Origin of the sequence: Pseudomonas sp. Q12-87, assembly GCF_001269755.1 — a bacterium.
Taxonomy (GTDB): domain Bacteria; phylum Pseudomonadota; class Gammaproteobacteria; order Pseudomonadales; family Pseudomonadaceae; genus Aquipseudomonas; species Aquipseudomonas fluorescens_S.
Genome location: NZ_LHVI01000019.1, coordinates 190,336 through 212,038, shown reverse-complemented (window position 1 = coordinate 212,038; position 21,703 = coordinate 190,336). Strand labels below are relative to the sequence as shown.

At 61.5% G+C, this 21,703-nt stretch carries 20 protein-coding genes; 13 read left to right on the top strand and 7 right to left on the bottom strand.

Annotated elements, in window-relative coordinates; genetic code table 11:
• Nucleotides 1-622: 622 nt before the first annotated feature.
• The 5 genes from AD663_RS12830 (at nt 623) to AD663_RS12810 (ending at nt 4,760) form a co-directional block, all read left to right on the top strand.
• Complete coding sequence (locus AD663_RS12830) at nt 623-1,474, top strand: putative selenate ABC transporter substrate-binding protein (RefSeq protein WP_003181459.1); 852 nt, start codon at nt 623-625, stop codon at nt 1,472-1,474.
• Nucleotides 1,471-2,268, top strand: coding sequence for a phosphonate ABC transporter ATP-binding protein (locus AD663_RS12825; protein WP_053213855.1), 798 nt, complete (start codon nt 1,471-1,473; stop codon nt 2,266-2,268). The genes AD663_RS12830 and AD663_RS12825 overlap by 4 nt, the downstream gene beginning before the upstream one ends.
• Nucleotides 2,262-3,089, top strand: coding sequence for an ABC transporter permease (locus AD663_RS12820; protein WP_003181455.1), 828 nt, complete (start codon nt 2,262-2,264; stop codon nt 3,087-3,089). Before AD663_RS12825 ends, AD663_RS12820 begins: the two co-directional genes overlap by 7 nt.
• Nucleotides 3,086-3,853, top strand: a complete 768-nt coding sequence (gene phnE / locus AD663_RS12815) for a phosphonate ABC transporter, permease protein PhnE (RefSeq protein ID WP_003181454.1) — start codon at nt 3,086-3,088, stop codon at nt 3,851-3,853. The genes AD663_RS12820 and phnE overlap by 4 nt, the downstream gene beginning before the upstream one ends.
• A 163-nt stretch (nt 3,854-4,016) precedes the next feature.
• Nucleotides 4,017-4,760: an SDR family NAD(P)-dependent oxidoreductase gene (locus tag AD663_RS12810; protein WP_003181452.1), complete on the top strand. Its 744-nt coding sequence runs from the start codon at nt 4,017-4,019 to the stop codon at nt 4,758-4,760.
• Nucleotides 4,761-4,823: 63 nt separating this feature from the next.
• Here the strand turns inward: AD663_RS12810 and AD663_RS12805 are convergent, their stop codons facing one another.
• The gene (locus tag AD663_RS12805) at nt 4,824-5,747 is read right to left on the bottom strand and encodes a LysR family transcriptional regulator (protein ID WP_003181451.1); all 924 of its coding nucleotides are present in this window, start codon (nt 5,745-5,747) and stop codon (nt 4,824-4,826) included.
• A gap of 112 nt (nt 5,748-5,859) precedes the next feature.
• Here AD663_RS12805 and AD663_RS12800 point away from each other — a divergent pair, with 112 nt between their 5' ends.
• The 5 genes from AD663_RS12800 to yghU all read left to right on the top strand — a co-directional run bounded on the left by AD663_RS12800 (nt 5,860) and on the right by yghU (nt 10,778).
• A complete protein-coding gene (locus AD663_RS12800; RefSeq protein WP_003181449.1) occupies nt 5,860-6,855 on the top strand; it encodes an aldo/keto reductase in 996 nt (331 codons plus the stop codon).
• Nucleotides 6,856-6,990: 135 nt separating this feature from the next.
• Complete coding sequence (locus AD663_RS12795; protein WP_003181447.1) at nt 6,991-7,749, top strand: ABC transporter substrate-binding protein; 759 nt, start codon at nt 6,991-6,993, stop codon at nt 7,747-7,749.
• Nucleotide 7,750: 1 nt separating this feature from the next.
• A complete protein-coding gene (locus tag AD663_RS12790; protein WP_003181445.1) occupies nt 7,751-9,097 on the top strand; it encodes a diguanylate cyclase in 1,347 nt (448 codons plus the stop codon).
• A 28-nt stretch (nt 9,098-9,125) separates the two neighbouring features.
• Nucleotides 9,126-9,860 carry an ABC transporter substrate-binding protein gene (locus AD663_RS12785; RefSeq protein WP_003181443.1) on the top strand — a complete coding sequence of 245 codons (735 nt, stop codon included), beginning with the start codon at nt 9,126-9,128 and terminating at the stop codon, nt 9,858-9,860.
• Between the two features lie 78 nt (nt 9,861-9,938).
• On the top strand, nt 9,939-10,778 hold the full coding sequence (gene yghU, locus AD663_RS12780) for a glutathione-dependent disulfide-bond oxidoreductase (RefSeq protein ID WP_003181441.1): 840 nt from the start codon (nt 9,939-9,941) through the stop codon (nt 10,776-10,778).
• Between the two features lie 54 nt (nt 10,779-10,832).
• Here the strand turns inward: yghU and AD663_RS12775 are convergent, their stop codons facing one another.
• The gene (locus AD663_RS12775; RefSeq protein WP_033045999.1) at nt 10,833-11,924 is read right to left on the bottom strand and encodes a hypothetical protein; all 1,092 of its coding nucleotides are present in this window, start codon (nt 11,922-11,924) and stop codon (nt 10,833-10,835) included.
• A gap of 297 nt (nt 11,925-12,221) precedes the next feature.
• On the opposite strand from AD663_RS12775, the gene AD663_RS12770 reads away from it, so the two are divergent.
• The 3 genes from AD663_RS12770 to mqo all read left to right on the top strand — a co-directional run bounded on the left by AD663_RS12770 (nt 12,222) and on the right by mqo (nt 16,693).
• Complete coding sequence (locus tag AD663_RS12770; protein WP_003181438.1) at nt 12,222-13,544, top strand: SDR family oxidoreductase; 1,323 nt, start codon at nt 12,222-12,224, stop codon at nt 13,542-13,544.
• Between the two features lie 22 nt (nt 13,545-13,566).
• A complete protein-coding gene (locus tag AD663_RS12765; RefSeq protein ID WP_003181437.1) occupies nt 13,567-14,868 on the top strand; it encodes an erythromycin esterase family protein in 1,302 nt (433 codons plus the stop codon).
• Nucleotides 14,869-15,043: 175 nt separating this feature from the next.
• Nucleotides 15,044-16,693, top strand: a complete 1,650-nt coding sequence (gene mqo / locus AD663_RS12760) for a malate dehydrogenase (quinone) (RefSeq protein WP_003181434.1) — start codon at nt 15,044-15,046, stop codon at nt 16,691-16,693.
• Nucleotides 16,694-16,713: 20 nt separating this feature from the next.
• On the opposite strand, the gene AD663_RS12755 is transcribed toward mqo, so the two are convergent.
• The 5 genes from AD663_RS12755 to AD663_RS12735 form a co-directional block, all read right to left on the bottom strand.
• Complete coding sequence (locus tag AD663_RS12755; protein ID WP_003181433.1) at nt 16,714-18,324, bottom strand: gamma-glutamyltransferase family protein; 1,611 nt, start codon at nt 18,322-18,324, stop codon at nt 16,714-16,716.
• 30 nt (nt 18,325-18,354) lie between these two features.
• Entirely contained in the window at nt 18,355-19,134 is a 780-nt protein-coding gene (locus tag AD663_RS12750) for an amino acid ABC transporter ATP-binding protein (RefSeq protein ID WP_003181432.1), read from the bottom strand.
• 2 nt (nt 19,135-19,136) lie between these two features.
• Nucleotides 19,137-19,910, bottom strand: coding sequence for an amino acid ABC transporter permease (locus AD663_RS12745; RefSeq protein WP_053213854.1), 774 nt, complete (start codon nt 19,908-19,910; stop codon nt 19,137-19,139).
• Nucleotides 19,911-19,922: 12 nt separating this feature from the next.
• Nucleotides 19,923-20,729, bottom strand: a complete 807-nt coding sequence (locus AD663_RS12740) for an ABC transporter substrate-binding protein (RefSeq protein ID WP_003181428.1) — start codon at nt 20,727-20,729, stop codon at nt 19,923-19,925.
• Nucleotides 20,730-20,801: 72 nt separating this feature from the next.
• Nucleotides 20,802-21,470: a GntR family transcriptional regulator gene (locus tag AD663_RS12735; RefSeq protein WP_003181427.1), complete on the bottom strand. Its 669-nt coding sequence runs from the start codon at nt 21,468-21,470 to the stop codon at nt 20,802-20,804.
• Nucleotides 21,471-21,703: the final 233 nt, after the last annotated feature.

Below are 21,703 nucleotides of genomic sequence, written 5' to 3'. Positions count from 1 at the left end.
ACTGGTCGGGAACCTGAATTTCGGGCCCACCGCAAAGCCCATGTGGGAGCGGGCTTGCCCGCGAAGGCGGCGGCATGGCCTCCATCACCGGCATTAGATCCACCGCTTTCGCGAGCAAGCTCGCTCCCGCAGGGACTGGTTGGGAACCTGGATTTCGGGCCCACCGCAAAGCCCATGTGGGAGCGGGCTTGCCCGCGAAGGCGGCGGCATGGCCTACATCACCGGCACAGATACACCGCTTTCGCGAGCAAGCTCGCTCCCGCAGGGACTGGTTGGGAACCTGAATTTCGGGCCCACCGCAAAGCCCATGTGGGAGCGGGCTTGCCCGCGAAGGCGGCGGCATGGCCTACATCACCGGCACAGATACACCGCTTTCGCGAGCAAGCTCGCTCCCACAAAAAATAAGGGTCAGCGCACTGCCCCCTCCGCTGGGGGCGGTCGCAAAGCGTGATCGAGGGGCCCAGTCCTGGCAATTGCGCAGTCCGCCGGCTCAGCAGAATTCATCTGCCGGGCCAGAAACGGTTAATATCGCTCCCCTTCGTCTACCCTCTCAAGGCATCGCACCGTCATCCGCGTGTGCGGGATGCCTATTATTGTTGTGTTAATGCACCGGAGATCTTTCATGTTCAAGCGTTCCCTGGCATTGGCCGTCGGCGTCACCCTGTCGTTTTGCACCCTGTTGACGCAGGCCGCCGACACCTTGAAAGTCAGCGCCATTCCCGACGAAGCCCCCACCGAACTGCTGCGCAAGTTCAAGCCGCTGGGCGCTTACCTGGAACAGCAGACCGGCATGAAAGTCGAGTTCGTCCCGGTGAGCGACTATCCGGCCGTGGTCGAGGCGTTGGCCACTGACCGAATCGACATGGCCTGGCTCGGCGGCTTTACCTTCGTGCAAGCGCGGCTGAAATCCGGCAATGCCATCCCGCTGGTGCAACGTGAACAGGACGCCCAGTTCACCAGCAAATTCATCACCGCCGATCCCGCCGTCAAATCCCTGGCCGACCTCAAGGGCAAGTCCTTTGCATTCGGCTCGGTGTCGTCGACATCAGGCAGCTTGATGCCGCGTTATTTCATGCTCCAGGACGGCATCAAGCCGGAAAGCTACTTCAGCCGGGTAGGCTATTCGGGCGCCCATGACGCCACCGTCGCCTGGGTCCAGGCCGGCAAGGTGGACGCCGGGGTACTCAACGCCAGCGTCTGGGAAAAACTGGTCGCCGCCGGCAAGGTCGATACCGATAAGGTCAAGGTTTTCGCCACCACCCCGGCGTACTTCGACTACAACTGGACGGTGCGTGGCACGCTCGACCCAGCCCTGGCGGCCAAGATCAAGGCCGCGTTCCTGGCGCTCGACCCAGCAAACCCGAAGGACAAGGAAATCCTCGATCTGCAAGCCGCCAGCCGCTTCATCGAAACCAAGCCCGAGAACTACAAGGGCATCGAAGAAGCCGCACGCGCCGCCGAACTGCTCAAATGACCCTGCAACTGACCCAGGTCAGCGTGACCCACGCCAACGGCGTCCAGGCGTTGCGGGGCGTGAATCTGCGCATCGGCGCCAACGAACAGGTCGCGATCATTGGTCCGTCAGGCGCGGGTAAATCAAGCCTGCTCAACGTGCTGGCCACGGCACTGCGACCAAGGCACGGAGAAGTCCAGGTACTCGGTGAGCGAGCCTGGGATTTATCCGCCCGCCAGCGCCAGCGTTTGCGCGCTCGCGTTGGCCTGATCCACCAATCGCCGCCCCTGCCCCTGCGTCAACGCGTGGTCACGGCAGTCCTGGCCGGCAAGCTGGGGCAATGGAGCATTGGCAAAAGCCTGCTGAATCTTGTGCATCCGCTTGACGTCCCGGGCGCACGTGCGGCGTTGTCCAGGCTGGACCTGGGCGACAAGGTGTTCGCCCAATGCCAACAATTGTCCGGCGGACAATTGCAACGTGTGGGCATTGCACGCGTGCTCTACCAGGCGCCCGAGGTGCTGCTGGCCGATGAGCCGGTCTCGGCCATGGACCCGGTGCTGGCCGGACACACGTTGTCGGTGCTGTGCCGCCATGCCCGCGAACACAACGTGACCTTGGTCGCCAGCCTGCATGCGGTGGAACTGGCCCTTGAGCATTTTTCGCGAATCATAGGCCTGCGTGACGGGCAGATCCTGTTCGACTTGCCCGCCGAAGATGTTGACCGTCAACAGCTCGATGCGCTCTACGCCAATGAACAACTGCAATCGGCGCCGCCGCCTGCCTCCACTTTGAGCGTGCAGATCCCGCGATGCTGAAACGCGATACCCGAGACCCTGCCGCCCGCCCCCGCCTGTTGCTCGGCCTGTTGGCGCTTGTCCTGCTGTGGCCGGGCATTCACTTCAGCGAATTGAACCTAAGCGTGCTGATGGCGAGCGACAGCCAGCGTGAAATGGGTCGGTTCGTGTCCGCATTCTGGCCTCCGGCCCACGATGCCGAATTCCTTGAACTGCTGGGCCAAGCCACTTTACAGACACTGGCAATCGCTACGGCCGGCATGACCCTGGCGCTGTTGTTGGCCGTGCCCGCCAGCCTGGTGGCGAGCCGGGCGTTGTCACTGTCGGCGGCGGCCCATGCCGGTCGTCCGGGATATTTAAGTCGGTTGCTGCGCTGGCCGGTACGCGGCCTGCTGATCTTCCTGCGCAGCATCCCGGAAATCGTCTGGGCCCTGCTTTTCGTGCGCGCCGTCGGTCTCGGTCCGACGGCTGGCGTACTGGCCATCGCCATCACCTACAGCGGCATGTTGGGCAAGGTCTACGCGGAGATCTACGAGTCGGTCGATCAACGTCCGGCGCATGCACTGCTGCAGTCGGGCAGCGGTCGGCTCGCCGCCTTCTGCTATGGGATCCTGCCCAATGTCGCGGCGGAGCTGGTGTCGTATACCGTCTATCGCTGGGAATGCGCTATCCGCGCCTCGGTGGTGATGGGCTTCGTCGGGGCCGGCGGACTGGGCCAGCAGATGGACCTGTCGCTGCGAATGTTTGCCGGCGGTGAGGTGGCCAGCTTGCTGTTGACGTTCCTGGCACTGGTGCTCTTCGCCGACCAACTCAGCCGTCTGCTGCGCTGGAGGCTGGCATGAATCGCCTGTTCAACGCCGTCATCGGCCTGTGCATCGGCGTCGCGGTCGTCGCCTCGTTCCTCTATCTGGGCATCGACCTGGGCGAGCTCGGCGACAGCGGCAATCTGGGTCGGATGGGCGCTTACGCGCAGCGTTTTCTCAGCCCGGACCTGAGCCTGAATCACCTGGAGGCGATCGGCCACGGCGCCCTGGAAACCCTCGCCATGTCCGCCCTTGGCACGCTGCTCGCGGCGGTAGCGGGCCTGATATTGGCGCTGCCGGCGGCCGGACGCTTCGGCTGGCCGCTGCAAAGCGCGTCACGCCTGGTGCTCAACGCGCTGCGTGCGGTTCCAGAACTGGTGTGGGCCGCGTTGATGGTCCTTGCCGCTGGCCTCGGTCCCAATGCCGGCACGCTGGCACTGGCCCTGCACACCACCGGCGTACTCGGCCGGCTGTTCGCCGAGGCGCTGGAAAACACCCCTTCGGAACCGGCCGACGCCATCCGCTTGCAAGGCGGCAATGCGGTGTTGGCGTTCTGTTACGGCACACTGCCCAACCTGATGCCGCAGCTGCTGGCCTATATCCTGTACCGCTGGGAAAACAACATCCGCATGGCCAGCGTGCTCGGTTTCGTTGGCGCTGGCGGCTTGGGGCAAATGCTCTACGTCAGCCTCAGCCTGTTCCAGGAAGCCCAAGGCAGCACCGTGATCCTGGCCATGCTGCTCCTGGTATTCGCCGTGGACGCATTGAGTGGCTGGAGTCGCCAACGATGGGTCAAGGCTTGACGGCCATGTCATAACGACCAACAGTCAGGTATTTAAGACCACACGCTGAGCGAGTCAAAACGACCAAAATAAACTCAATTACTTGATTTTAAAGGCATTATTTACTGGCACAGTTTCTGATCAGGCTACCTGCCGCTTTTGGCGAACCTAGGAAGAAAGCCACATGAACAATGCATTCAACCCCAGCCTCAGCGTCGTCACCGGTGCCAGTTCGGGTATCGGTCTGGCCGTCACCCAACGTCTGTTGGAACGAGGATCGAGGGTGATCGCCATGTCCCGGCAAATCGGTGGCCTAGGCGAATGGATCGAGCGATTCGCAGACACGCTGACCTGGTTGCATGGAGACGTCACCCAGCCGGCGGATCTCGCCAGGCTGGCCCAACTGGCCGGTTCCGTTGGCCCAGTGGATTGCCTGGTGCCCAATGCCGGCATTGCCGAACTGGCCGACGGCCTGGATCTGACGGCGTTCGACCGTCAATGGGCAGTCAACGGCGCGGGTGCCCTGAACACTTTGGGCAGCCTGCGCGAGCATCTGGCGGCCGAGGCGGCCGTGGTCTTCATCGGCACGTTCCTGGAGCAGGTCACTTTTCCAGGGTTGGCGGCGTACATTGCATCGAAAGCCGCATTGCGCGCACAGATGCGCACCCTGGCCGTCGAAATGGCGCCCCACGGCGTTCGCCTGAACATGGTTTCACCGGGCCCCACCGCCACACCGATCTGGGGCACCCTGGGCCTCGATGAAGAGGCGCTGGGCTCGGTCGCCAACAGCGTCAACCAACGTTTGTTGGGCGGACAGTTCCTGGAGCCCGGCGCCGTGGCAGATGTCATTCTCTTCCAGTTGAGCCAGGGCGCTCGCGGGGTGTATGGCCAGGACTGGGTGGTGGATAGCGGCTACACCTTGCGTTGATCGGCGAGCCTGGGCTGGAAAGAACGAGGGCTAGGCGCAACCAAAAGGCGCCTGTATTGATATCTAAGCCCGACTCATCAGCGAGCCCTGTGTATCCGCCACGCCATGCAACAGTTCTATTACCCAGTCGATAAACACCCGCACCCTCGGCGACAACTGTCGATGGGGCGGGTACACCGCTGAAATCGGCCACAACGGCACGCTGAACCCGCCCAGCACCGCAACCAAGCGCCCTTCAGCCAACTGCTGTTGCACGTGGTAGCGCGGCACTTGGATCAAGCCAAATCCCGCTTCACAGGCCGCCACGTAGGCGTCGGCGTTGTTGACGATCAATTCTCCCGGCATTTGCGCTTCACGCACTTGCCCCGCCACCTCGAATTCAAATGGAAAGAAACGTCCGTTGCCGGAAGAAAACCGGATCGCGCGGTGCGCCTCCAGTTCTTCCAGCCCTTGGGGCACGCCCTCGCGTGTCAGGTAGCCAGGGCTGGCGCAGGTCACTTGATGCAGCTGCACGATGGGCCGCGCCACCAATCCCTGGTCGACGACGTTGCCGGCGCGGATCGCCAGGTCAACGCCCTCGCGCTGCAAATGGACTTGCCGATCATGGAAACCCAGATCCAGTTGCAACGCTGGGTAGCGTCGATAGAAGTCCGCCAGGCGCGGCACAATCCAGGCGCATCCAAAGGCGATGGGCATGTCCACCCGCAACGTACCGCGTGGCTGGCTTCGTTGCGCCGACAGCGAACTCTCCAGGTCATCGAGATCGTCCAACAGATGGCCGCAGCGTTGGTAATACGCCTCACCGTCGAGCGTCGCCCGCACTTGCCGAGTGGTGCGCTGTAGCAACTGTACGCCGAGGTGCGCTTCCAGTTGCTGGATCAACAGGCTGACAGTGGCCCGAGGCAGCCCAAGGTCATCGGCCGCTTTGCCAAAGCCGCCCAGTTCGACGATGCGCCTGAATACCTGCATTGCCTGTAATCGGTCCACTGTGCCCTTCCATTATTCAGATATCACGAACAGTTAAATCAATAAAACGGGATTTATCCAGCGTAACGTTTTCCGGAAACTGCACCCGTCAATTCAGATCCGGGAGCAACACATGAATACTCGACAACTCGGCCATCGCGGCCCTTACGTTTCCTCTATCGGCCTGGGCTGCATGGGCATGTCGGATTTCTACACCACCGGCGTGGACGAACGAGAAGCCGTTGCCACGCTCCACCGCGCCGTCGAATTGGGCGTGACGCTGTTCGACACCGCCGACATGTACGGGCCCCATACCAACGAGGAACTGCTCGGACGAGCCCTGCGAGGCAAGCGCGACGGCGTTTACCTGGCGAGCAAGTTCGGCCTCGTGCGTAGCAGCGATCCCCATGCCCGGGGTGTCAACGGCCGGCCCGAATACGTCCGGCTATCGATCGATGGCAGCCTCAAGCGGCTCGAAACCGACTACCTCGATCTCTATTACCAGCACCGCATCGATCCTGAAGTACCGGTCGAGGAAACCGTCGGCGCGATGGCCGAATTGGTCAAGGCCGGCAAGGTTCGCCACATCGGCCTGTCAGAGGCCAGTGCCGAAACCATCCAACGGGCCCATGCGGTGCATCCACTGGCAGCGGTGCAAAGTGAATATTCGCTGTGGTCCCGCGATCCCGAGCACAACGCCGTGCTCGATACCTGCCGTCGCCTGGGCATCGCTTTCGTCGCCTATAGCCCTCTGGGCCGTGGTTTCCTGACCGGTGAACTGAAATCGCCGGAAGACTTTGCCGCCGACGATTACCGCCGCTCCTGCCCACGCTTCCAGGCCGACAACTTCAATCTCAACCTCGTATTGGTGGAGCGGGTCAAGGCATTGGCTGCCGACAAGGGCATCAGTGCTTCACAATTGGCCCTGGCCTGGGTACTGGCCCAGGGCGACCATGTGATCCCGATTCCTGGCACCAAACAACGAAAGTATCTGGAGAGCAACGTCGCTGCCGCCGCTGTTGCGTTGAGCGCCGATGATCTGGCCCGGCTCGATGCGGTTTTCACCGGCGAAGGGGCCGTGGCCGGCGAGCGCTACCAGGCGCAGACGATGACATTGCTCAACGGCTGAGCCCATGGCTGGAGCCGACGGACATCGCCGTTTCCAACCAGATTCAAGCAGCTGCACACCCAGCCGATAACCCTCTATATGAGAGACAGCTCCCAGGCCTTACCAGGCTCTGCAGGTTGCATAGGGTGATTATCGATGGGTTTGCCGCTTAACCGCCTTCTGACGTGGGGGCTCCTGATGTTCCTCGCTGCAAGGGCTTGCGCGGCAGAGGCCCCCCTGCGCATCGTTACCGAGGAACTGCCGCCCTACAACATGACGCAGGATGGCCGCGTGACGGGGATGAGCACCGAGGTGGTCCAAGCCGTGCTCAAGGAAATCGGCGTGCAAGCCCCCATCCACTCTATGCCTTGGGCCCGCGCCTACGAATTGGCCCTCAATGAAAGTAACGTGCTCATCTATTCCATCGTGCGCACGCCAGCGCGCGAATCGCTTTTCCAATGGGTCGGCGCCATTGCCCCGACGCAGTGGTACATATACTCACTGGCCGACCGCCCCGTCAAACTCAACAGCCTGGCCGATGCCCATGGTCACCAGATCGCCACCGTCAATCAGGACGTCGGGGAGCAATACCTGGTCTCGAAAGGGTTCCGCATCGGCGAAGAACTGCAATCCAGCACCCGGTACGAGCATAACTACCGCAAGCTCAAGGTCGACCACGTGGAGCTGTGGATTTCCAATGAGCTCAACGCGCTGTACCTGACCCGCCAGAACGGCGAGGATCCGGATAAAGTGCTGGTCCGTTCGCTGCCACTTCCCGAGTTGAGCAGTGCGGAGGGCTTCAACATGGCGTTCAGCCGCAATACACCGGCCGATACCGTCGAGAAGTTTCGCGCAGGCTTGCAGACTATCCGGCGCAATGGCGTTTACGATGCCATCGTACGCAAATGGTTTTGATATGGGCGTCGATTTCCGAACAGTGCCCACCCTGCAGCAACCCAAGGCCAAGGCGTTAAGCTCGTTAGGACGTCGCCTGGTGCTTGCCACCTTATTGTTTTGCCTGCTTTTCACCCTGGTCATGGTTACCTGGCGCACCTGGCTGGCCTGGGAAAACAACTTGGCGGAAATGAATTCGGAACTGGTCCTGATCGACCAGGTTTTCCAGAACACCCTGGCCCACGCCATCTGGGAAATGGACCGCGAATCCCTGGACCAGCAGATTACCAGCGTCGCCACGGCCGCACCGGTCGGTCGTGTGGTGCTGAATATCCTGCGGCCGGGCCAAGCCCCTGAAGTGATCGAACTCAATCGCTACGCGGTGGAAAAAACAGGCGTGGCGCCAGTGCTGCATCGCCAGCTCATCGCGCAGCCCTATGCCGGCGCTCACGAGAAGGTCGGCGAGTTGACGATCGAAGGTGATAACCACTTGCTTTGGGAACGACTCTGGGGGGAAGCGCGCAGCATTGTCATCACCCAAGTGATCCAGTCGCTGCTGCTGGCCGGCCTGGTCATGACCATGTTCAACCGGCTGGTGACGGTGCACGTAGTCCACATCGCCCGGCATCTGGGCGGACTCGCCCCGCACACGCTCAAGCATCACCTCAAGCTGCAGCGAACGGTACGCCGTCAGGACGAACTGAGCCTGCTCGAATCCCAGGTCAACGAACTCCAGGACAACCTGCGCACCCATTTGGAACGCCAGCATTCGGATGAATTGGCCCTTGCCGCCAGCCGCGATCAAATGGCCGAACTGGTGGAAGCACGCACGGCGGAGCTCAAGGCAGCCAACCAGGCCCTCGAAGCGCTGTCTCGCCGCGATGCGCTGACGGGCCTGGCCAACCGTCGCTATTTCGACGAGCTGAAGGAAGACGAACTGCGCCGTGCGCTACGCCACAAGAGCCCGTTGGCGGTGCTCATGTGTGACGTCGACTTCTTCAAGATCTACAACGACACCTACGGACACATGCAGGGCGACCAGTGCTTGAAGCAGATCGCCGACACCCTGCGCAGCGTTTTCGGGCGATCAGACGAATTGACCGCCCGAGTCGGCGGCGAAGAGTTCGTCGTGGTCCTGCCCAACACCGACGCCGCCCAGGCCTACGACGCCGCCCAGCGTCTGCGCACGAGCCTGGCTGCGCGGGAACTGCCCCACAGTGGTTCTCAAGTCTCAGCCTTTGTCACCTTGAGCATCGGCGTCGCCGAGCTGGACCCTGACACCATGGATCATTTCGACCCACTGTTGCAGCGCGCCGACCAAGCGCTGTACCGGGCCAAACACCAGGGGCGCGATCGCGTTTCCCTGTAGACATCATCGCGTGCCTGGAGATTTGTGTATGCACATCCGTCTTACGCTCTGCTCATGCTTGCTGCTCGCCCTGATTAGCCTGGAAGGTTATGCAGGGCCGATCGAAGTCGTCACCGAAGACTCCTTGTACGCCTATCAGCGTGAGGACAAAGTGGTCGGGCCGGGCAGTCGTATCGTCGAGCAGATGTTGAAAAACGCCCAGCTAACGGATTACAGCTTGCAGCTGTACCCATGGGCACGTGCCTATGAAAAAGCGTTGCACGAACCTAACGTGCTGATTTTTCCGTTGGATCGCACCCCGGCCAGGGAGACGCTGTTCAAATGGGTCGGGGAAATTCATCGGGTGGAGAGCAGGCTGTATAAGCTGCGCGGCAATGACGGCATCGTGGTCAACAACCTCGAGGAAGCCAAGCAGTACAGCATCGGCGTCGTGCGCAATGACGCCAAGCAGATTTACCTGCAACAGCGCGGTTTTTCCCGGCTGGTCGTATCGGTGGATAACCACGATAACTTTCAGAAGCTGTTGAACCGTCAGGTCCAGTTGATACCGATACCTGAAAACGCGGCGCGCCTGCTGAGCAAAGACGCCCAAGTGGATTTCATCTCGCTGGAAGAGGTCTATACCCTCGACGAGCAACCCCACCGGGTCAACCTGGCCTTCAGCCTGAGCACGCCGGACGAAGTCGTCGCCAAGGCTCAACGTGCTTTCGAGCAGCTCAAGGCCTCGGGGGAAGTCGCGCGAATCATGGAAGAGAAGCGGTAGACTCTTGGGATCAGTGCGCTATTGCGCGCCCTTCGCATCCCTGGTCATTACCGCAAGCAAACGAAGAGGTACGTCTACATGAGCAAAACGTCCTACGTTCCTCCCAAGGTCTGGAAGCACGAGGCCCCGTCTGGCGGCCAGTTCGCCAACATCAACCGCCCCACTGCCGGGCCGACCCACGAAAAGACCCTGCCGACGGGCAAGCACCCTTTGCAGCTCTACTCGCTGGCCACGCCCAACGGTGTGAAAGTGACCATCCTGCTCGAAGAGTTGCTGGCGTTGGGTCATGCAGGCGCGCAGTACGATGCGTGGCTGATCCGCATCGGCGAGGGCGATCAGTTCTCCAGCGGTTTTGTCGACATCAACCCCAACTCCAAGATCCCGGCCCTGCTGGACCGCAGCGTGGAGCCGGCCATTCGGGTCTTCGAGTCCGGTTCGATCCTGCTGTACCTGGCGGAAAAATTCGGCGCATTGCTGCCTGGCGACCCTGCCGGCCGCACCGAAACGTTGAACTGGTTGTTCTGGCAGATGGGCGCGGCGCCATACCTGGGCGGCGGTTTCGGCCATTTCTACGCCTATGCGCCGGAAAAGCTCGAATACCCGATCAATCGCTTCACCATGGAGGCCAAGCGGCAGCTGGACGTGCTGGATCGCCGTCTCGGCGAAAGCCCGTACCTGGCGGGCAACCACTACACCATCGCCGACATCGCGGTCTGGCCGTGGTATGGCCAACTGGTGCGCAACAACGTGTACTCGGCTGCCGAGTTCCTTGATGCGGCCCGATACACCCACGTGCAGCGCTGGGCCGAGGAGATTGCCAATCGACCAGCCGTCGTCCGCGGGCAACGGGTCAACCGCACATGGGGCGATGAAGCGAGCCAGGTACCGGAACGGCATCAGCCCGAGGATCTGGACTGAGGGTGAATGCAAGGCTAAAGGGCCCAGAGACTGTATCGATCAAGCCGAATCTGCCTACCGGTACTTGTCGCCCGCCGAGGCCGCACTTGTTTCATTAGCCAAGGCAAACAGACAGTCTTCCAGATAAGGTTTCACATCCGCCCACTTCTTGCGGTCGGCGATGTACCCCCTCAGCTTTTTGCCTGCATCAACGACGTCGGGCTCATGCCTCACCAGCATGAGTCTGGCGACTGAGCTGGCATCATCATCCTTATGCTTGGCGTGATTTTGTCGGGTGTAGGAATGGAACTCTTCTATTCGTCCCAGCACGGCCTCGGTGCCGCCCATGCATTTGTCGCCCAGGATCTCTTCTCGCCGCTGCACATGCCCGCCTGCAAAACTGTCCTGGACGAGGTGAAGCAAGCTGCCAAAGGCCACCTGATGAACGTTCGCTCGCAACCAAGGGCGCCCGACAGCAAACAAATCCTGCACGGTCTGGCCATTGTTGAAATGCTGGTCCCAACCCTGGATCCGGATGTCTTTCAAATAAGTATTGATCGGATAGGTTCCATCCGCGACTCCCCAGGCAAATTCCGCCCACATCATCATTTCACGCTTGGTTTTCTCGGCTGGGTCTCGCTCTTGGGAGGCCATCGCGTGCAAAAACTGCAGGTCGCCAAAATGGGAACGCGAAATGTAGTTCCCAACCCCCATGAAGCTCTGAGGATCGGCCGTACTCCTGGCCTCAGCGTTTTCGAAAAGGTTTACCCAACACCGTGTTTGGGTAATAAAACCAACGGAATAACGACCATCGCAGCCCTTGATCCTCGCATCCTCGACGCCGGGCATAAAGACTGGGTCATCGTTCCAGCGCACGCCGGCAATAATGTATGCGCCCGCGTTTTCCAGATCAGGGTTATTGCAATCCTGCCAATCCCCGTCACACCCGTATATTTTCTGCGTGAGCGCTTCGTGGGCGGAATCGGCAAAACTGTGCAATGCAAAGCTTGCAAAGGGCACCGTTGCCTTGTAGGAAACATCATATTTCTTGGCCATTTCTCTCTCGGCAACAGTGCCATCCGGTGAGAGTTGAAAAGCCCCAGCCTGCCCCATGCAACCAAACAACACACCCCAAGCAACCCCAGGCACTGCTTTGTATTTATTCATTGATCGTCTCTGCAAGAGGCACTGACGAGTAGACGCTCGTCTGGATCCAGGCGGCGCTGTTCACGATGAGTGGCATGCCGCCACCATCGAAGCATAGCGGGTGTCGCCTCCCCGTCCAGGCTTCGGAGTGCCATTTTCAATGGGTGATAAGACATTCGAGGAGCAGCGCACAGCGCTCGCGTAACGAGGGCGAGAATCTGCATCTCGTCAGCTGTAGGCCGCCTTTACTCAGTTCGATTGAACCCCTGTTTTTCCTCCCGCCTCTACCACAAGACCAACCCAAAGGAGGAATTCACCATGATTGCCCCTGAAACCGGCATGAAGCCGGGTGAGCGTTACGCGGTCGAAAGTGTGGAGCGCGAGCCCCATTTCCCTGGCTTTTTTCTCGACGCCAAATACTACCTGGGCCCAGAACTCCAGACAGCGGTGGGCTGGTTGGAAGGGCAGCGGTTTGTGTATGACCAACTCGACCCGAACGGCGAACCGGTCTACCCCGATAAAATCGCCGGTACGATTGAAGACCTGACGCTGATCCTGGCTGACGGTGCGCGCCTGAAACTGCAACAGATTCCCTACTCCCCGGAGTCGAACGCGGCCGGCAATCGACGCGATGACAGTCCGGCGCAACCCGACGATCCAGAGCCCTCGGCCCTGCATGAAAAGCTGGTGGTCATCACGGGAGCTTCCAGCGGTATCGGACGTGCCGCAGCGCAAGCGTTCGCCAGGGAGCGCGCCCGTTTGGTGCTGGCGGCACGCGACAGCGTGGCGCTCGCCGAGGTCGTGGATGAATGCGTGGCACTCGGCGCCGCCGCGCTGGCGGTGCCCACCGATGTTACCAGCAGCGAGCAGATGCAGGCCCTGGCAACCGAGGCCGCGACGTTCGGTGACGGCCGCATCGATGTCTGGATCAACAATGCCGGCGTGGGTGCGGTGGGCAGTTTCGAACAGACGCCGCTCAAGGTGCATGAACAGATACTGCAAACAGACCTGCTCGGGTATCTGCGTGGTGCCCACGTGGCCTGGCCTTATTTCAAGGCACAGAAGCGCGGCATCCTGATCAACACGCTGTCGCTGGGCAGTTGGGTGGCGCAACCCTATGCTGCGGCTTATTCGGCAAGCAAATACGGGCTGCGCGGCTTGACCGAAGCCTTGCGCGGCGAACTCAGCGGATGGCCCGATATTCATGTCTGCGATATCTATCCGGCGACCATGGACACACCGGGGTTCCGCGATGGCGCCAACTTCACCGGCCACGCCATCAAGCCCCCTCCTCCGGTCTATGACCCGCATCGAGTGGCTGAGGCGATGGTCCGCTGCGCGCTGAACCCCAAGCCCGGCACGACCGTAGGCGGTGCGGCGAGATTCGCCCGGCTCGCGCACTTTTTATTGCCAGGGTTCGCCCAGCTCTCCGGCAGGCTCACCCGCTTCGCCCTGAGTCGCAGCGCCGAATCGGCGTCGTCCGCAGGCAACCTGTTTGACCCTCCCAGCGGGACACGACGCATCGAGGGTGGCTGGCGCAAGCCTGCGCAGCGCCCGTCGCCCTTGCTCGTGGCCGGGGCGACGCTGCTTTTTGGTGGATGCTTGCTGGCGTTGAACCGCGCCCGCGGGCGAGCACGCTGACGGCTAATAGGAGTCCCCCTTCATGGACGCTTTGAACGAGACATTGAGGGCGCACGCCGAGCCTCTGCCGGATGCCGCCAGTGAACAATTCGCCGCCTTGTTCGACCGCTATGGCGATGCCCAGGTGGTGCTGATCGGTGAAGCCAGCCATGGCACCCATGAGTTCTATCAGGCGCGCGCGGCGATCACCCGGCATCTGGTGACAAAGCATGGTTTTTCCATTGTCGCCGTCGAAGCGGATTGGCCGGACGCCGATCAGATCGACCGCTGCGTCAGGCAGCGCGACACCTGCGATTGGCAGCAGGCAGCGTTTTCCCGCTTCCCAACCTGGATGTGGCGCAACACCGATGTGCAGGCCTTTGTGCGGTGGCTGCACGAATACAATCGGTCCCGCCCGCCCCAGGACCGCGCAGAATTTCGCGGTCTGGACGTGTACAGCCTGGGCAGTTCGATTGGAGAGGTGCTCGAATACCTGGAGGGTGCCGATCCTGATATGGCCCGTGAAGCACGGCAGCGTTACGGCTGCCTCACACCCTGGCATGACGATCCGGCACTGTACGGGCACTTTACCGAAAGGGGCGGCATGGCGTCCTGTGAAGGCGCCGTGCTGGAACAGCTCCAGGCCTTGTTGAACCAACGCCTGGGGCTGATGGGCAAAGACGAGGAAGCGCTGTTCAACGCCACGCAGAACGCCCGCGTCGTCCACGCTGCCGAGCAGTATTACCGGGCGATGTACCAGGGCAGCCGGCAATCGTGGAACCTGCGTGACCGACATATGTTCGAGACCCTGCAAGCAGTGCGCGCCCGCCAGGGGCGCAACGCCAAGGCCATCGTCTGGGCGCACAATTCACACGTCGGCGATGCCAGGGCAACCGAAATGGGCGACGGCGGCCAGCTGACGCTTGGGCAGTTGTGTCGCGAAAGCCTGGGCCAGGAGGCGGTGCTCATCGGCATGGGCACCGACCAGGGCACCGTAGCGGCGGCGGATGACTGGGACGCGCCGATGCAAGTCAAGCCCGTCACACCGGCGCTGCCTCACAGTTGGGAGCGCGCCTTTGTCGAGGCTGGGCATCCACAAGCGCTTTACGATTGGCGCGGCGAGCACCACCCGGCGCTGCGCACGGCGTTGTCCGGGCGCCTGCTGGAACGCGCCATTGGCGTCATCTACCGTCCCCGGACCGAACGCCAGAGCCATTACTTCGACGCGACGTTGGCCGAGCAATTCGATGCCTGGCTATGGTTTGCCCACACCCAGGCGATTACGCCACTCGGCAGGGGGCAATCGCCAAGCCATGAGGAGGATACGTTTCCCTTCGGGGTATGACCCTGGGCAGCGGCAGGCATGCCATGCAGTATGCCTTTCGTCATCCCGAGGCCGAGGCGGTTGAACAGGCTTTTTCCTGTGCCGGTCCAATCCATAGCCGCGATTATCTTGAATAACCGGCACGCCCCTTCATCAGCAACGGCAGGTGGCTCATCCAGTCGCCAAGGGTGAAACGATGAACAACACGATAGCTTTGGCGACGCTAGGCCTCGCCGCCTCATTGAGCCTTGGCAGTGCCCAGGCAGCGGAGACGAAAAAGGTCGACGTGCTGCTGGTGGGCGGTGGGATCATGAGTTCCACGTTGGGCATCTGGCTCAATGAGCTTGAACCGGACTGGTCGATGGAAATGGTCGAGCGCCTGGACGCGGTGGCCGAAGAAAGCTCCAACGGTTGGAACAACGCCGGCACCGGTCACTCTGCCTTGGCAGAACTCAATTACACGCCGATGGACCAGGACGGCAAGGTCAACATCTCCAAAGCCATCGAGATCAACGAAGCGTTCCAGATCACCCGGCAGTTCCTGGCTTGGCAGGTCAGGAGCAACGTTCTGAAAAATCCCCGCTCATTCATCAATTCAACCCCGCACATGAGTTTCGTGTGGGGGGACGACAACATCAAATTCCTCAGGAAACGCTACGAAGCCCTGCAAGCCAGCCCCTTGTTCCGCCCGATGCAATACTCGGAGGACCCGGCGCAAATCAAGAAATGGGTGCCCTTGATGATGGAAGGCCGCGATCCGAACCAGAAACTCGCGGCAACTTGGACGCCCATCGGTACCGATGTGAATTTCGGCGAAATCACCCGCCAATACGTCAGTTACCTGCAAACCAAACCGAACTTCAGCCTGAAACTGTCCAGCGAAGTTCAGGACATCACCCGCAACGACGACGGTTCCTGGCACGTCGAGTACAAGAACCTCAAGGATGGCGAGACGAGAGCCACCGACGCCAAGTTCCTGTTTATAGGCGCCGGCGGCGGTGCCCTGCACTTGCTGCAAAAATCCGGCATCCCGGAAGCTGATGACTACGCAGGATTCCCGGTCGGCGGATCGTTCCTGGTGACGGAAAACCCGAGCATTGCCGAGCAACACATGGCGAAAGCCTACGGCATCGCCTCCACCGGGGCGCCGCCGATGTCCGTGCCGCACTTGGACACTCGGGTCCTGGATGGCAAGCGCGTGATTCTGTTCGGGCCGTTTGCGACCTTCTCCACCAAGTTCTTGAAGGAAGGCTCCTATTTCGACCTTTTCACCAGCATGACCACGCACAACATCTGGCCCATGACCAAGGTCGGTATCGAACAGTATCCGCTGGTTGAGTACCTGGCCGGCCAGCTCATGCTCTCCGACGACGACCGCTTCAAGGCACTGCAAGAATATTTCCCCCACGCCAAGCAAGAAGACTGGCGTCTCTGGCAGGCCGGGCAGCGGGTGCAGGTCATCAAGCGTGATGAGGAAAAAGGCGGTGTGCTCAAACTGGGCACCGAGGTGGTCGCCTCTCAGGACGGCAGCATCGCAGGCCTGTTGGGCGCATCGCCAGGCGCATCGACGGCGGCCCCCATCATGCTCGACGTCATGCAAAAGGTCTTCAAGGACAAAGTGGCCTCCCCCGCATGGCAGGAAAAGATCCGCCAGATCGTGCCCAGCTACGGCACCCACCTCAACGACGACCCCGAACGCGTCTATCAGGAATGGAAATACACCAGCGACGTACTGCAACTGGCGCCACCACCGGATATCCGGGGTAACGCCGCCTCTAATGCCCCGACTGACAGTGATCCGGTCGGCCAGAAAAACAGCGATTCCGACCCGGACCTGGCGCTGTAAGCGGCTTCACGCGAGCCGCGCTACCACACCGCGATATGCGAGTCGGCTCGCGGCTCGGTGCCGCCACACAGCACCCCGCTGGACGGGTCACGCAGGATAATCTGGCCACGTCCGTAGTCGGTCAGGTCGCTGGCGACCTGTACCTGGTGCCCGCGCCGGGCCAGGGCGTTGGCCAGATCGCGAGATGCGCCCTGCTCGATGCCGACCTTCATCCCGCCCAGCCATTGCCAACGCGGAGCGTCGAGGGCGGCTTGCGGGTTGAGGCCAAAGTCCACCAGGTTCATGACCATTTGCACATGGCCTTGAGGCTGCATGTAGCCGCCCATGACCCCGAATGGCCCGAGGGCTTCGCCATCCCGGGTCAGGAAGCCGGGGATGATGGTGTGGAAAGTCTTCTTGCCCGGTGCCAGGCAGTTGGCATGCGCAGGGTCGAGGCTGAATTCCTGGCCGCGGTTCTGCAAGGCAATACCACTGTCGGGCAGCACGACACCGGAGCCAAAGCCGTGATAATTGCTCTGGATGAACGACACCATGTTGCCTTCACCGTCAGCCGTGGCCAGGTACACCGTGCCGCTGGCATGGGGGTCGCCGGGTGCGGGCAGTTGCGCCTGATCGCTGATCTGTCCGCGGCGGCGGGTGCTGTAGGCATCGCTGAGCAGGTCGGCCACGGCCACGCGCATGTGCTGCGGATCAGTGATGTGGTGCAGGCCGTCGCTGTAGGCCAGCTTCATCGCCTCCAACTGACGGTGCCAGGTCTGCTGGCTGTCGCGGTGATCAAAGCAGAAGCCTTCGAGGATCTTCAGCGTCATCAGCGCCACCAGGCCCTGGCCGCTCGGCGGTATCTCCCAGACGTCCACCCCACGGTAATTGACGTGAATCGGCTCGACCCACTGGGCCCGATAGCTGGCCAGATCGGCAGCGCGCAAGTAGCCACCGCTGGCTTGGGAATGGGCATCCAGGCGTTGCGCCAATGGCCCGCGATACAGGCTCTCGCAAGCGGTTGCCGCCAATTCTTCCAAGGTCCGGGCCTGGGCCGTGTTGCGGAACAACTCACCGGCCTTGGGCGCGCGGCCATCAATCAGGAACGTCTCGAACCAGGGTTCGAGCAACGCATCGCGATGGGGTGTGAATTCATTCAGCGCGATCTGCCATTGGTGAGCAACCACCGGCGACAACGCAAAGCCGTCCCGCGCCAGGCTGATGGCTGGTTGCAGCAAGTCGGCGAACGGCAATTTGCCAAAGCGCCGGGACAGTTCGGCCCAGGCCGAAGGACAACCCGGCACGGTGACCGGCGTCCAGCCATAGGTCGGCATTTGGCTATGCCCGGCGGCCTTCACCGCTTCAATACTCAAGGCTGCCGGCGCATGCCCGTTGCCGTTCAAGCCGTGCAATCGGCCTTGGCTCCAGACCAGCGCAAAGGCATCGCCGCCCAGGCCGCAGCCGGTCGGTTCGACCACGGTCAGGGCCGCCGCCGTGGCAATCGCAGCGTCAATGGCATTGCCGCCCTGGCGCATGATCGCGATGCCGGCTTCGGCGGCCAGCGGTTGTGACGCGGCGACCATGCCTCGGCGCGCGAAGACGCTCTGTCGTTGGGACGGATAGGGATATTCATGGGCAGAAAAATTAAACATGGGCAAATGCTCTCGACGCCGAAAAAACGATCACAGCACGCGGCTGAGAAAGGCTTGGGTACGCGGATGGCTGGGACGGCTGAAAATCTGCTCAGGCGGCCCTTGCTCGATCAACTCGCCTTGGTCGAGCACCACCACGCGGTCCGCCACTTCCCGGGCAAAGCCCATTTCGTGGGTGACCACGACCATGGTCATGCCCTCCTCCGCCAACTCTTTCATGACCTGCAGCACCTCGCCGACGGTCTCCGGGTCGAGGGCGCTGGTGGGCTCATCGAACAGCATCGCTTGAGGCTTCATCGCCAGCGCACGAGCAATCGCCACCCGCTGCTGCTGACCACCGGAAAGCATCGACGGATAATGCCCGGCCTTGTCCGCCAGGCCGACTCGCGCCAATAACCCGCGCGCCTGTTCGAAGGCCTCGGCCCGGGGAACGCCCAGCACCTGGATCGGCGCCTCGATGATGTTTTCAAGGGCGGTCATGTGCGGGAACAGGTTGAAACGCTGGAACACCATGCCGATGTCGCGGCGTTGGCGCGCAATGTTGCGCTCCGAGTCGCGCACCAGGCTGCCATCGGCACGCTCGCGGTAACCCATGGCGCGGCCATTGACACGGATGCGGCCGCCCTGGATGTCTTCCAGTAGATTGATGCAACGGATGAACGTGGTCTTGCCCGACCCCGAGGCGCCAATCAGCACCACCACTTCACCGCGCCGCACTTGCAGGGAAATCCCCTTGAGGATCTCCAGTTCGCCGAAGGACTTGTGAATGTCCTGGGCATCGATGATCAACTCTTCGCTCTTGTGCGCCATGCTTAGCGTCCCCGCAACAATTTCAAGGTGTAGCGCCCGAACAGACGACTGCTGGCGGTCGGCGGTGGGGACCGGTCCGATTGGCCGAAGCGCTTCTCCAACCAGCGCTGAAAGAAGCCCCAAAGCGTCGTCAGCAGCAGGAAGTAGATCGCCACCACCAAGTACAGCTCGAACACTCGAAACGTCGCCGAAGTCACCATCTGCGTGCTCAGCAACAGCTCCTGCACGCCGATCACGCTGACCAGCGTGGTGTTCTTGAGCATCACGTTGAATTCATTGCCCAAGGGCGGCACGATCACCCGCACTGCCTGGGGCAACACGATCCGGCGCATCAGCTTGCCGAACGTCATGCCCAGGGAGCGCCCGGCCTCATACTGCCCTTTGTCCACCGCGCCGATGCCGGCCCGGATGATCTCCGACATGTAGGCCCCTTCATTCAGCCCCAGGGCAATGATCGCCGCCTGGATATTGCCCGGCACCACCAGGCCGAACAGCTCCACGTCTTCGAAGCGGAAAATCCCGCCCGCCGCCAGCGCCGTATAGAGAAAGACGATCTGCACCAGCAGCGGCGTGCCGCGCATCAGCCACACGTAGAACCGGACCGGCAGGTGCAGCAACGGGTTGTGCGACAGGCGCATCAGCGCCGCCACCAACCCCAGCGCGCAGCCGATCAACATCGCCAGCACACTGATCAGGCACGTCAGCCAGAGACCGGTGAGGTACACCCCGCTGGGCTGCAACAGGTATTGCCAGAACACATCCCAATTGAAATTCATCAGGGGCACGCCTCAGTCGAGTTTGTCGCTGTCCACATGCCATTTGGCGAGCAGTTGGGTGTAGCTGCCATCGCTGCGCATGTCGCTGATGATCTGCTGCACCGCTGCCGTCAACTGAGGGTCGTCCTTGCGAATGCCCAGGCCGGTAAGAATCCGGCCGAACGCCGGCACGCCTTCTTGAAACAGATCCGGAGCCATCGCCGCGTAGTAACCGGCGGTCTCCACCGTGGTGCCGTAGGCGTCGACCTGACTGATGCGCAAGGCCTGGAATGCGTCGGTGTCGGTGTTGTAGACCACCAGCTTCATCGGCGGCTTGCCGGCCTTGGCCAGGGCTTCGTTCTGCGCGTCGAGCAAGGTCTTGATCGTCGAGCCGTTGAGCACGGCCACCTTGTGCGTGGAAAGGTCATCGAGGCGCTGGATGCCCTGCGGATTGCCCTTGGGCACCACCACCGACTGGCTGGAGTACATGTAGTTGACGATGTTGATCACCTCGCGGCGCTCGGGTTTGTCGAACAGCTGGTCGACAATCATGTCGCATTGCTGGGCCAGCAATGCCGGCAACAGCCCGGAGAACGGGATCACCCGCCACTGCACTTGCTTGTTGCCCAGGCGCTTGGCAATTTCCAGGCCCAGGTCGATCGTCAACCCCTTGGGCTTCTGCGCCTCGTCGAACGACACCAGCGGCGGCGAATCCATGCCCGAGCAATACGTGAGCTTGTCGACCTTCTGCAAACGCTCCGGCACCACGGGCGCGGCGAGCGCCCACTGTGCGCAGAGAGCAAGGGATACCGCGGCAAGCAAGGCGTTCGTTTTGTGCATGACCAGACACTCCAGTTCGGTGAGTAACGGTGGCAGTACGCAAAATCACAACAGCGAGGCCCGTTTTCGGGCTTATTTTTCGGTTTGCAGAAACTTGATCAGTTCGGGGACGGTGCCTTCGATATGCGCGCGCACCACGGCCTCGACCTGGTCGGCATTGCCGGCGCGAATCGCGTCGAGGATCACTGCGTGCTCCTGGCGTGCGCTCAAGGGCTTGTCGACATGCTGCAGCCACAGGCGCATCGGCGCCTCGATCAGCGAATACAACGCAGAAATCTGCTTAAGCAGCCGGGGCCGGCCGCTCAGGCTGCACAGGTACTCATGGAATTTGCGGTGACGGCTGACCCACTCGGCGCTCTCCTCGCGGTAGTCATCCATTTCATCAAGCAGCCGCTCCAGCGCCGCCAATTGCCGCTCGCCGATATGAGCCACGGCCACTCGCACCGCCAGGCCTTCGAGCGCGCTGCGCATCTCGAACACTTCCTGCAACTCGTTGATGTCCAGACCGCTGACAATCGCCCCGCGGTTAGGCCGCAACGTCACCAACCCCTGAGCGTCAAGGCGCCGAAAGGCTTCGCGCACCGGCATGCGGCTCATGCCGATTTCAGTGGCAATGTCCTCGGCGATCAACCGGTCGCCCTTGTGGTAACGACCGCGGCAGATCGCTTCGAGCAGGAAGTTGTAAGCCTCTTCTTCAGCGGTCAGCGGCTGGCGTTCAACGTAAGCGGGAGCGAACTGCATATAGGCCACCTTTTGTATTTTTGTATCCAATTATCCATAGATGCAGAAATGCAGTAGACGTGCCAGGTTTGGGCAGGAGAGTTCAACTGGTTGTTTGGGTTGGTTTTTCTGTAATGGGGAGTGGATTGCCGGGGGTGGCACTTGGGGTTATCTGCTACAAAATGGCACAGGGTTGGGGCTGTATGGGTGCGTAGTGGTCGCTGTAAGTAACACCGCTGGGCGATGCTGTCATT

Bases quoted from the DNA above. Each gene is read 5' to 3' on its own strand.
- AD663_RS12735 (WP_003181427.1), bottom strand. From the start codon at position 21,470: ATGCAGTTCGCTCCCGCTTACGTTGAACGCCAGCCGCTGACCGCTGAA.
- AD663_RS12795 (WP_003181447.1), top strand. From the start codon at position 6,991: ATGGGTTTGCCGCTTAACCGCCTTCTGACGTGGGGGCTCCTGATGTTC.
- AD663_RS12770 (WP_003181438.1), top strand. From the start codon at position 12,222: ATGATTGCCCCTGAAACCGGCATGAAGCCGGGTGAGCGTTACGCGGTC.
- AD663_RS12820 (WP_003181455.1), top strand. From the start codon at position 2,262: ATGCTGAAACGCGATACCCGAGACCCTGCCGCCCGCCCCCGCCTGTTG.
- AD663_RS12785 (WP_003181443.1), top strand. From the start codon at position 9,126: ATGCACATCCGTCTTACGCTCTGCTCATGCTTGCTGCTCGCCCTGATT.
- AD663_RS12755 (WP_003181433.1), bottom strand. From the start codon at position 18,324: ATGTTTAATTTTTCTGCCCATGAATATCCCTATCCGTCCCAACGACAG.
- AD663_RS12790 (WP_003181445.1), top strand. From the start codon at position 7,751: ATGGGCGTCGATTTCCGAACAGTGCCCACCCTGCAGCAACCCAAGGCC.
- AD663_RS12810 (WP_003181452.1), top strand. From the start codon at position 4,017: ATGAACAATGCATTCAACCCCAGCCTCAGCGTCGTCACCGGTGCCAGT.
- AD663_RS12740 (WP_003181428.1), bottom strand. From the start codon at position 20,729: ATGCACAAAACGAACGCCTTGCTTGCCGCGGTATCCCTTGCTCTCTGC.
- AD663_RS12765 (WP_003181437.1), top strand. From the start codon at position 13,567: ATGGACGCTTTGAACGAGACATTGAGGGCGCACGCCGAGCCTCTGCCG.
- AD663_RS12775 (WP_033045999.1), bottom strand. From the start codon at position 11,924: ATGAATAAATACAAAGCAGTGCCTGGGGTTGCTTGGGGTGTGTTGTTT.
- AD663_RS12800 (WP_003181449.1), top strand. From the start codon at position 5,860: ATGAATACTCGACAACTCGGCCATCGCGGCCCTTACGTTTCCTCTATC.
- mqo (WP_003181434.1), top strand. From the start codon at position 15,044: ATGAACAACACGATAGCTTTGGCGACGCTAGGCCTCGCCGCCTCATTG.
- AD663_RS12830 (WP_003181459.1), top strand. From the start codon at position 623: ATGTTCAAGCGTTCCCTGGCATTGGCCGTCGGCGTCACCCTGTCGTTT.
- phnE (WP_003181454.1), top strand. From the start codon at position 3,086: ATGAATCGCCTGTTCAACGCCGTCATCGGCCTGTGCATCGGCGTCGCG.
- AD663_RS12750 (WP_003181432.1), bottom strand. From the start codon at position 19,134: ATGGCGCACAAGAGCGAAGAGTTGATCATCGATGCCCAGGACATTCAC.
- yghU (WP_003181441.1), top strand. From the start codon at position 9,939: ATGAGCAAAACGTCCTACGTTCCTCCCAAGGTCTGGAAGCACGAGGCC.
- AD663_RS12745 (WP_053213854.1), bottom strand. From the start codon at position 19,910: ATGAATTTCAATTGGGATGTGTTCTGGCAATACCTGTTGCAGCCCAGC.
- AD663_RS12825 (WP_053213855.1), top strand. From the start codon at position 1,471: ATGACCCTGCAACTGACCCAGGTCAGCGTGACCCACGCCAACGGCGTC.